This window comes from Lentzea sp. NPDC037011, from assembly GCF_055607425.1.
This window is the reverse complement of sequence record NZ_JBVJRT010000011.1, coordinates 319,918-329,180: the sequence shown is the minus strand read 5'-3', so window position 1 is coordinate 329,180 and position 9,263 is coordinate 319,918. Positions and strand designations below refer to the sequence as shown.

General features: G+C 71.2%; 8 protein-coding genes, 1 tRNA gene and 1 pseudogene. 5 read left to right on the top strand and 5 right to left on the bottom strand.

Annotated elements, in window-relative coordinates:
* Positions 1 to 111: 111 nt before the first annotated feature.
* Positions 112 to 1,242, bottom strand: a complete 1,131-nt coding sequence (locus tag ACZ7CH_RS31970) for a L,D-transpeptidase (RefSeq protein ID WP_458434043.1) — start codon at positions 1,240 to 1,242, stop codon at positions 112 to 114.
* 285 nt (positions 1,243 to 1,527) lie between these two features.
* Between ACZ7CH_RS31970 and ACZ7CH_RS31965 the strand changes: the two genes are divergently transcribed.
* Positions 1,528 to 1,601: transfer RNA gene (locus tag ACZ7CH_RS31965), tRNA-Lys, on the top strand.
* 100 nt (positions 1,602 to 1,701) lie between these two features.
* Here ACZ7CH_RS31965 and ACZ7CH_RS31960 read toward each other — a convergent pair.
* On the bottom strand, positions 1,702 to 3,300 hold the full coding sequence (locus tag ACZ7CH_RS31960) for a glycoside hydrolase family 64 protein (protein ID WP_470372099.1): 1,599 nt from the start codon (positions 3,298 to 3,300) through the stop codon (positions 1,702 to 1,704).
* A gap of 224 nt (positions 3,301 to 3,524) precedes the next feature.
* Between ACZ7CH_RS31960 and ACZ7CH_RS31955 the strand changes: the two genes are divergently transcribed.
* Positions 3,525 to 4,271, top strand: a complete 747-nt coding sequence (locus ACZ7CH_RS31955) for a class I SAM-dependent methyltransferase (protein ID WP_470375638.1) — start codon at positions 3,525 to 3,527, stop codon at positions 4,269 to 4,271.
* 13 nt (positions 4,272 to 4,284) lie between these two features.
* Here the strand turns inward: ACZ7CH_RS31955 and ACZ7CH_RS31950 are convergent, their stop codons facing one another.
* Positions 4,285 to 4,983: a GAF and ANTAR domain-containing protein gene (locus ACZ7CH_RS31950; RefSeq protein WP_360400999.1), complete on the bottom strand. Its 699-nt coding sequence runs from the start codon at positions 4,981 to 4,983 to the stop codon at positions 4,285 to 4,287.
* 224 nt (positions 4,984 to 5,207) lie between these two features.
* Positions 5,208 to 5,957, bottom strand: a pseudogene (locus ACZ7CH_RS31945) (ANTAR domain-containing protein); the annotation flags it as partial.
* Positions 5,958 to 6,218: 261 nt separating this feature from the next.
* Here ACZ7CH_RS31945 and ACZ7CH_RS31940 point away from each other — a divergent pair.
* Complete coding sequence (locus ACZ7CH_RS31940) at positions 6,219 to 7,004, top strand: ANTAR domain-containing protein (protein ID WP_470375637.1); 786 nt, start codon at positions 6,219 to 6,221, stop codon at positions 7,002 to 7,004.
* A 32-nt stretch (positions 7,005 to 7,036) separates the two neighbouring features.
* Here the strand turns inward: ACZ7CH_RS31940 and ACZ7CH_RS31935 are convergent, their stop codons facing one another.
* A complete protein-coding gene (locus tag ACZ7CH_RS31935) occupies positions 7,037 to 7,693 on the bottom strand; it encodes a fasciclin domain-containing protein (RefSeq protein WP_470375636.1) in 657 nt (218 codons plus the stop codon).
* A 221-nt stretch (positions 7,694 to 7,914) separates the two neighbouring features.
* On the opposite strand from ACZ7CH_RS31935, the gene ACZ7CH_RS31930 reads away from it, so the two are divergent.
* Both ACZ7CH_RS31930 and ACZ7CH_RS31925 read left to right on the top strand, forming a co-directional pair.
* Positions 7,915 to 8,517, top strand: a complete 603-nt coding sequence (locus ACZ7CH_RS31930; RefSeq protein ID WP_360400796.1) for a sigma-70 family RNA polymerase sigma factor — start codon at positions 7,915 to 7,917, stop codon at positions 8,515 to 8,517.
* On the top strand, positions 8,514 to 9,236 hold the full coding sequence (locus ACZ7CH_RS31925; RefSeq protein WP_470375635.1) for an anti-sigma factor: 723 nt from the start codon (positions 8,514 to 8,516) through the stop codon (positions 9,234 to 9,236). Before ACZ7CH_RS31930 ends, ACZ7CH_RS31925 begins: the two co-directional genes overlap by 4 nt.
* Positions 9,237 to 9,263: the final 27 nt, after the last annotated feature.

Sequence of the window (9,263 nt, the reverse complement as noted above, 5' to 3'; positions counted from 1 at the left end):
ACACCTCTCCGACATCGTCTACACAGCACTCAAAACCGACATGAGCAGCACAAACACCCAACTACCCGCCACCGCTTGACATAGAAGCTTCCAACCCATCGGGCAACCTGCTCAGCGGTTGCCCTTGACCCAGGTCTCCCACGGCACCTGCCAGTCGCCGAACCCGTCCCACGACTCCAGCACCGGCCCGCCGGAGTTGCGGACGATCACGACGTCACCCTGCTTGCTGTTGTCGAACACCCACTTGGCGTTCTCCGGCGAGAGGTTGAGGCAGCCGTGGCTCACGTTGCGGCGGCCCTGGTCGCCGACGGACCACGGGGCGCTGTGGAAGAAGATGCCGCTGTTGGACATCCGGTACGCCCAGTCGACCGGCGTCTTGTAGCCGCCGTTCTCCAGCGCGAGGCCGTACGTGGTCGAGTCCATGATCATGTGCGAGTGCTTCTCCATCAGCACGTACGTGCCGGTGGGGGTAGTGTTGGCGGCGTTGCCCATCGACGTCGGCATGGTGCGCACGACCTGGCCGTTGACCTTCGTCACGACCTGGTGGGTCTGCCCGTCGGCCTCGTGGATGACGGCGTCGCCGACGGTGGTCGTGATGACGCGGTCCTCCTGGCCGTAGATGCCGTCACCGACGTGCTTGCCGTAGACCTTGACGTGCATGGTGATCTTGGTGCCGGCCGCCCAGAACTCCCGCGGCCGCCAGTGCACTTCCTTCTTGTTGAACCAGTAGAAGGCGCCCTCCACCTTGGGCTCGGTGGTGACCTCCAGCATCTGCTCGGCCGCGACCCGGTCGGCCACCGGCTCGTCGAAGTAGAACGCGAGCGGCTGCCCCACGCCGATCGTGGTGCCGTCCACCGGGTTCGTGGACACGTAGGTGAGCGTGCGCGGCTTGACCGTGGTGAACGACGACGTCTTGGTCTGCGGCTTGCCGTCCGCGCCCGTCGCCGTGGCGGTGAGCTTGTAGGTCTTCGCGTACCCGAGCGGCTCGATGTTGTTCCACTGCGTGCCCTCGGGGTTCAGCTTGCCCTCGACGACCTTGCCGTCGGGGTTCGTCAGCGTCACCTCGGTGAGCTTCCCGTCCGCCGCGGTGGCGATGACCGGCAGGCCGGGCGAGACGTCCACCGCGCCGTCGTTCAACGCCAGCGTCAGCGTGACGGGCTTGGGCGGAGGAGGAGCACTCGACGGGGTCTCGGCGGCACCCGAGCCCCCCGCGCTGCCACCCGAACACCCTGCGATCAGCATCACAGCGACCCCCGCTGCGACCACCCCGCGACCGCGCCTGCCCCACATCCCCATCGACGCACTTCCGATCTACTCGTCGCACTCCCGAGACTGCCCGCACGTGCTCGTATTGGCGTCCCCCGAACAGGTGACGCCAGCTCGCTCGGTGACGTTGCGCGAGTGGCCGGATCGTTACGTGCCCGATGCACCCGAAAACCACCCTTGACCAGCCGATTGGGAGCGTGCGACAGCCGTGTGCTAACGTTCTTCCCGTCGGAACGAGCACCACATCCGGCACACAAACAAGCGCCGCTAGCTCAGTTGGTTAGAGCAGCTGACTCTTAATCAGCGGGTCCGGGGTTCGAGTCCCTGGCGGCGTACTCCAGAGAAGCAGGTCACAGATTTGTGACCTGCTTCTCTGCATTTCCGGAGCTGTTCCCGATCTCCGTTTCCGCCCCGGTTGCGAAACCGTGTGCGATGTCAGCCGCGGTGCCACTTCTGGTTGGCGCCGCCGACGCAGTCCCACATGTGCAGAACGGCGTCGTTGTCCGGGTTCCACTCCGCGATGTCGACGCACTTGTTCGCCTGCGGGTTCACCAGGTCGCCCGCACCGGACAGCACGAACTGCTGGGCCGGGTTGCCGGAGCAGGTGGCGAGCTGCACGGCCGCGCCGTTGGCCGTCGAGCCCCACGCCACGTCCACGCACTTGTTGTTCTCGGTGCGCAGGGTGCCGCCGACCCACTCGAACCGCTGGTTCGTGCCGCCGGTGCAGTTCCACACGATGAGGCGCTGGCCGTCGGCGAAGTTCCAGTTCGGCACGTCGATGCACTTGCCGTGCCAGTCGCTCACGACGCTGCTGAAGCCGTTCGCGGGCGGAGGGGTGGAGCCGCCGCCGGTGAACGGGGTCAGGACGATGCCGGCCGAGCGCGGGTCGCCGTCGTGCACCAGCGACTCCTGCGCCTGCACGTCGTCGAACGCGAACCCGTACGCCTTGCCGTCCACCATGTTCTGGTGCACCAGCCGCGAGTAGTGGTTGGTGATCGTGCCCTGGTAGAAGTCCGCGGGGCCGCCGCCGGGCTGCACGTCGATGCGGCCGAGCGTGCTGCGGTGCAGGGCGGCGCACAGGGTGCGGGCGATCGGGCCGACCACCTGGTCGTTGGGCGCGTGCAGGGCGCCGTCGCAGCCCCACACGTTCGAGGTCGTCGGCTTGCTGAACGACGCCACCTGCTGACCGGACGTGTTCGTGAAGTTCATGGTGGCGCCGGAGGTGCGACCGAAGTACTTCACGTCCGGGCGGTCGCCGAACGGCTGCACGGTCAGCGTCTTGCCCGCATAGGCGTTCCACGCCTGGGTGATGTACGGGTCGAGGTAGTTGCGGTCGAACTGGCCGACGTCGGCGGCCTTGCCCGGTGCGAGCACGCGCAGCACGGTTCCGTCCGAACGGGACATGACCGACCCGCCCCAGCCGGACTGGTTCCGGATGCCGTTGATGACGGCGTCGCGCCCGCCGGGCTTGAGCTCACCGGTCTTCTTCGTGGTGCCGCTCGCACCCGTGACGGTCACCGCGTGCGGCACCGCGAACATGTCCACCTGGGAGCTGTTCAGCCACAGGCCGGCGTCGTTGTAGGTGAACTCGCTCCAGTCGAACAGGATGCCGCTGTTCGGGTCGCCGGACGCCCACGGTGCCGGCTGCACCAGGCCGTCGGGGGTCAGGAAGAACTTGAGCTTCTCGCCGAACGACATGTAGACGCGGCCGGAGATGAACCGCGGCACCTTCAGCGTGGCGGTGCCGCCCTGGCCGGGACCGGCGATCGACACGTCCGGTGCGGGGGTGGGCGGGTTGCCGCCCGGCGACCACGGCGTGAAGGCGCCGGCCTGGTTGACGTGGCCGAGGCGGCCGCTGCGGATGTCGGTGCCCAGGACGTACAGGTGCACGGCCTCGGACCGGCCGCTGTTGTTGGTGACGGTGAGCGGCAGCAGGTCGGGGCCGATCGCCTGTGCGGGCGGGATCGCGACGGCGGTCGACACGGTCGCCGCCAGTGCGGCGAGCGCGCTCCACCACTTCGTTCGAGTGCGCATGGGACTCCTTGTGCAGGGGGTGCTCCGCCGGCAGGTCCCCGACCGGCTTCAGGGCGGCCGGGGTCCTCCGGTCCGACAACTGGTCCAGACCGGTTATGAGAGCGCTTCCATGGTTGTGCGCGGAGACGAACCCTGTCAATACCGGAAGCCGGACTCCGTGTGCCGGCAAGCCGTTCGTGAACGGCGATAGGCTGCCCGTCAGTCGATCGACCGGGGGGTTCGGCATGGCCGGGGCGGAGCTGTACGACGACATCGGCGCGGGGTACTCACTGGGCCGCCGCACCGACCCGCGCTGGGAGGCGGCCGTCCTCACCGCGCTCGGCGACGCGCGGACGGTCGTCGACGTGGGCGCGGGCACGGGGTCCTACGAACCCGCAGGGCGGACGGTGCTCGCGCTGGAGCCGTCCCTGGAGATGATCCGGCAACGACCGCACGGCGCCGCACCCGCCGTGCGCACGGTCGCCGAGTCGCTGCCGTTGCGCGACAACGCCGCCGACGCCGCACTGGCCGTGCTCACCGTCCACCACTGGACCGACTGGCGGGCCGGACTGGCCGAGCTGCGCCGGGTGGCGCCGCGGCAGGTGGTGCTCGCCTACGAGCCGCGCCGGCACGTCGAGTTCTGGTTCGTCCGCGAGTACGTGCCCGAGATCGCCGCGCTGGAGCTGACCCGGCCCTCCGCGGCCGACGTCGCCGAGGAGCTGGGGGCCGACAGCGTCACGCCGCTGCCGGTGCCCTGGGACTTCACCGATGGCGTGTTCCCCGCGCACTGGCGCCGCCCGGCCGCCTATCTGGACTCGCGCGTGCGCCGTGCCTGCTCCGCGCTCGCGCAGACCGATCCCGCCGCCGTCGACCGCGGTGTCCGCCTCCTGCGGGAGGACCTGGCCAGCGGCCGGTGGCAGGAGGACCACCGCGATCTGCTGGCCCTCGACGAGTGGGACGCCGGTTTCCGCCTCGTCGTCGCGCACGACTGACCTCTGTGGACCGTCAGTCGGCCAGCCGGTTCAGCGGGATGCGCCGTGCCAGAACGTCTTTCGCCAACTCCCGCACCGACCGGCCGGTGGCGAAGGCGTGTGCGCGCAACCGCACCAACGCCTCTTCGAGGCTGACCCCCAGCTGCACGGCCAGCATGCCGGAGGCCATGTTCACCTCCTGGTACGCCAGGTCCACGCGCAGCCGTTCCTCGTCGCCCATGCGCTCGTGCTGTGCGAGCAGCGCGCGGGTCACGAGGTCGGCCAGCACCGCGGCATCGGCGGCGGCGTCCTCCGACAGGTCGCCCGCCCGCCTGCTGTACAGCGCGAGGGTGCCCAGCACGGCCGTGTCCGCCCGCAGCGGGAACACGAACACCGCCGCCAGCCCACCGGCCCTCGCCGCCGCGGTGAACGCGGGCCACCGGGCGGACTCGGCGGCCAGGTCACCGGCCAGCACCGGCTCGCCCGCGCCGATCGCGGCGGGCACGGGACCCTCGCCGAGCGTGAACTGCTCCTCCGCCAGGCCCGCCGCCCACGGGTCGCTCGCCCCGACCAGCTCCTCGGCCCGGTCGCTGCCGTGCAGGACCAGCGCCGCGCCGTCGACGCCCGGCAGCTGCGACGGCAGTGCCGCGCACAGCGACCGGCCCAGTGCGGCACCGGCCGCACCGCACTCGGCCACCAGCCGGCTGAGCCGGTGTCGGCGTCGCTCGTCCACCTGTCGTCCCGCCTGCCCTCCCGCGAGCGCGTCCCGGCCGCCGGTCAGCCCGCCGGACCGGGGCCGCCGGGCAGGTCTTCTCCGGGCTCGTCCCCGGCCGGCGGGGCGCCCACCGGCGGGGTTCCCCCTGGCAACTTCCCCGCTGGCTGGTCCCCCGCCGGCAGGGTCCCCTCCGGCTGATCTCCGTGTGGCAGGTCTCCCTCCGGCCGGTCTCCCCCTGACGGGTCCAGGCCGGGGTGACCGCTCGCGACCATCTCGGCGATCGCGACGAGCTTCACGTTGAGCTGCTGCGAGGTGTGCCGCAGCTGGTCGAACGCCTCGTCGGCGGTGAGGCCGCGCCGGGCCATCAGGATGCCCTTGGCCTGCCCGATGACGTCACGGGAGTCGATCGCGCGGCGCAGGTGCTGGGCCTGCAGCTCGGCGGCACCGACCGCGCCGGTGTGCGCCAGCGCCAGCGAGGCGTGGGTGGCGAGCAGCAACGCCGCCGCCTGCGCCGTCTCGTCCAGGCCGGAGGACGTGCGCGTGTAGATGTTGAGCGCGCCGGACAACCGCGGCGGCCGGACGCCGGGCAGCAGCGCGGTGGCGAGCACGGCACCCATCCCCAGCTGCGCGGCGGCGGGGCCGAACCGGGGCCAGAACGGGGTGGTGGCCAGGCCGGTCGCGGTCACGACGGCGGGCCCGGACGGTTCCGCGACGTCGAGGCAGGGCCCCTCGTGCAGGTCGTACTGCAGCCGGTCCAGCTCCACCGCCACGGGATCGGTCTCGACCGGCGTGTGGAACCGTCCGTCGGGTGAGCGCAGCGTGACGCTGACGAGCTCCGCACCCGGCACGAACAGCACGGCGGCCCGCACGACCTGCTCCAGCACTTCTCCGGCGGTGGTGGCGTCGAGCAGCGAGCAGGTCAGCGTGGCGAACTGCTGGGCCAGCGGCCCCAGCGGTGCGCCGTGGTCGCGGGCCGGTGGGCGGTCGCGCAGGACCGCCTGGCGCGCGTCCGCGGCGAACCGGTCCCTGTCGCGGCGCCAGTCCGCCGCGCTGGGTGGCACGTACGGCACCTCCACCGCCCCCTTCTGCGACCGTGTGCACCTCCCACCTTGCCGTGTGCGGAACCCCGGCGCACTTCGCGTTCGAGATCACCGCGCCGGGTGTGCACGCCGGTCGGTGCCGGGTCGTAGGATTCCCCTCCGAGCGTTGAGCATCCAGCGCCGAAGTCGCTCTCCCACGGAAGGCACCGCGGCATGGATGACAAGACGACGCTGCCCGACCTGCCCGCCGCGTCGTGGGCCGACAGCCACCGGTCGGACCCGGTGGAACGGCTCGACGAGGCGACCACCGCCCTAACCGCGTTGCAGGAGAACATCTCCGCGGAGGAACCGCTCGACCAGGTGCTGCAACGGCTCGCCGAGACGGCGGCGACGGCGGTGCAGGACGCCGACGTCGTGACGGTCACCGTCGACCCGGAACGGCCGCGGACGGCGGCGGCCACGAACAAGGTGTTCATGGAGATCGACGAGGCGCAGTTCCACGCGGACCGCGGTCCCTGCCTGGAGGCGGCGCGGACGCTCAAGCCCGTGCGGGCCGTCGTGGGCGAGAACGCCCGCGTGTGGCCGGAGTTCGAGTCCTGCGCCAGCCGGCACGGCGTGCGGGCCTACCTGTCCGTGCCGTCGGTCCTGCCCGCCTCGGACCGCAGCGACGCGCGGCACGTGGGCTCGCTGAACATCTACAGCTACAGCACGGCGGCGTTCGACCCTTTCGACGAGGGCCTGATGCGGCTCTTCTCGACGGCGGCCAGCGCGTCGATCGGCAACTCCCACCAGTGGCAGCGCTCGCGTGAGCACGTCAAGCACCTGGAGGCGGCGCTGGTCTCGCGCGCGGTCATCGACCAGGCCAAGGGCGTGCTCATGGCGGTGCACGCGTGCACGGCGGACGACGCGTTCGCGATGCTGGTGCAGCAGTCCCAGCGGGAGAACAGGAAGCTGCGCGACGTCGCCGAGGCGCTGCTCAGGAACGTCACGGGTTCCTGAGCAGCGCCTCTGGTGAGCTCAACCGACGAGGGTCAGGCCGGCATCAGGACCGTGTCGATGAGGTAGACGGTCGCGTTCGCGGTCTTCACGCCACCGCAGATCACGTTGGCGTCGTTGACCTTCAGCGCGTTGCCGGAGCCGCTGACCTTGACGGTGCCGGTCTGCACGGTCTTCTGGTCGCCGGCGATCTTGTCGGGCGCGATCTGGCCGGGCACCACGTGGTAGGTCAGGATCTTGGTCAGCAGGGCGTCGTCGGTCTTGAGCTTCTCGATCGTCGCGGCGTCGATCTTCGCGAACGCCGAGTCGACCGGCGCGAACACGGTGAACTCGGCGCCGTTGAGCGTCGAGACCAGGTCGACCTTCGGGTTGAGCTTGCCGGACACGGCGCTGACCAGCGTCGTGAGCAGCGGGTTGTTGCTCGCGGCGACGGCGACCGGGTCGGCGGCCATGCCCGCGACGGAACCGGCACCCGACGGCACCTGCTTCGCGTAGTCGGCACAGCCGGGGCCGACGAGGTTCGAGGCGGGGTCGGCCATCGCCGACGAGGACGGCGGTGCCATCGAGGTCGCCGACGTGGTCGCGGTGGTGGAGCTGCTGCCGGCCGTGTCACCCGAGCCGCAGGCCGCGCCGAAGAGGGCGAGCGAGGCGGCGCCGACGGCCAGGACGGTGGTGCGGACGGTCTTGTTCATGACAGGACATCTCCAGGGAGTGGTCGAGCGGTTGCTGCCGGTGATTCGCGACCCCCCGGTGAGCGGATGGGTGCGGTTATCGATCCGTTACCGGAAGCCGTCGCCCACAGCCGGCGTCGAGGGCGGTGACCTGCGCTTCAACCAGTCAGTCGGACACCGACCGATCCATTCGCGCTCCTGCTGCGAACACCAGAGGACAACGCTCCAGGAGAGGACGCAGGATGCCGAAGCTCGAGCGGCCGCTGCACGGCCTGCCACCGGCCACCGGCCATCCGGCCGAACCGTCAGCCGACGAGCTGCTGGCCCTGGTCGCGCGTGGTGACGAGGCCGCGTTCGAACGGCTCTACGACGTGGCGTCCGGTTCGGTGTTCGGCCTGATCAGGCGGGTGGTGCGGGACCAGGCGCAGTCGGAGGAGGTGTTCCAGGAGGTGATGCTCGAGGTGTGGCGGACGGCGACGAGGTTCGACCCCGAGAGGGGCAGTGCCACGACCTGGATCATGACCCTGACGCACCGCCGTGCCGTGGACCGGGTCCGGTCCGCGCAGGCGGCGAGCAACCGCGAGGAGCACGTGGCGCGGCTCGACCCCGCGCGGCCGTTCGACGAGGTGAGCGAGCAGGTCTCCGGCCGGTTCGAGCAACGCCAGGTGCGCCGCTGCCTGAGCTTCCTCACCGAGCTGCAGCGCGAGTCCGTCGTGCTCGCCTACTACCAGGGCTACTCCTACCCGGAGGTGGCGAGCCTGCTGGGCCTGCCGCTCGGCACGGTCAAGACGAGGATGCGCGACGGCCTGATCCGGCTCCGCGACTGCATGGGGGTGACCGGATGAGGACCACGTCCCCCGATCTGCACACGCTCACCGGCGCCTACGCCGTGAACGCCCTGTCCGACCTCGAACGCGCCGCGTTCGAGACCCACCTGGCCCACTGCGCCGGTTGCGCCGTGGAGGTCGCCGAGCTGGCGGCCACCGTGACCCGCCTGGGCGTCGCCGTCGAGTTCACGCCCCCACCGCACCTGCGCGCCCGCGTGCTGGCGGCGGCGAGCGAGACCCGCCAGCTGCCCCCGCACACCCCGCGCGCCGCCCGTTCCCGCAGCTGGCGTCCCGCCGGCGGCCTTCTCGCCGCCGCCTGCCTGGTCGCGGCCGTCGTGCTGACCGTGCAGGTCACGGGTTCCGACTCGTCGCAGGACCAGCTGACCCAGCTGGCGAGCGAGTACGGCCGGTTCTCCGACCTGCTGTCCACACCGGACGCCAGGCTGGTGACCGCGAACGGACCGGCCGGGTCGACCGCCACCGCCGTGATCTCCCCCAGCCGCAACGAACTGCTGTTCCTCAGCCGCTCGATGCCCGCCCCGCCGACCGACCGCGTCTACCAGCTGTGGGTGATCAACTCCGACGGCCCGCACTCGGCCGGCGTGCTCCCCTCGGGCTCGGCACCACTGCTGACCGGCGGCGTCACCGGCGCCGAACGGGTGGCCGTCACCGTTGAGCCACAAGGAGGTTCGCCCACCCCCACCGGCGAGAAGGTGATGGAGATCACCGTCGTGTGACGGTGCCGCAGTCGCTTTAGGCTGCGC

Bases quoted from the DNA above. Each gene is read 5' to 3' on its own strand.
- ACZ7CH_RS31930 (WP_360400796.1), top strand. From the start codon at position 7,915: ATGCCGAAGCTCGAGCGGCCGCTGCACGGCCTGCCACCGGCCACCGGC.
- ACZ7CH_RS31960 (WP_470372099.1), bottom strand. From the start codon at position 3,300: ATGCGCACTCGAACGAAGTGGTGGAGCGCGCTCGCCGCACTGGCGGCG.
- ACZ7CH_RS31970 (WP_458434043.1), bottom strand. From the start codon at position 1,242: ATGCTGATCGCAGGGTGTTCGGGTGGCAGCGCGGGGGGCTCGGGTGCC.
- ACZ7CH_RS31935 (WP_470375636.1), bottom strand. From the start codon at position 7,693: ATGAACAAGACCGTCCGCACCACCGTCCTGGCCGTCGGCGCCGCCTCG.
- ACZ7CH_RS31955 (WP_470375638.1), top strand. From the start codon at position 3,525: ATGGCCGGGGCGGAGCTGTACGACGACATCGGCGCGGGGTACTCACTG.
- ACZ7CH_RS31925 (WP_470375635.1), top strand. From the start codon at position 8,514: ATGAGGACCACGTCCCCCGATCTGCACACGCTCACCGGCGCCTACGCC.
- ACZ7CH_RS31940 (WP_470375637.1), top strand. From the start codon at position 6,219: ATGGATGACAAGACGACGCTGCCCGACCTGCCCGCCGCGTCGTGGGCC.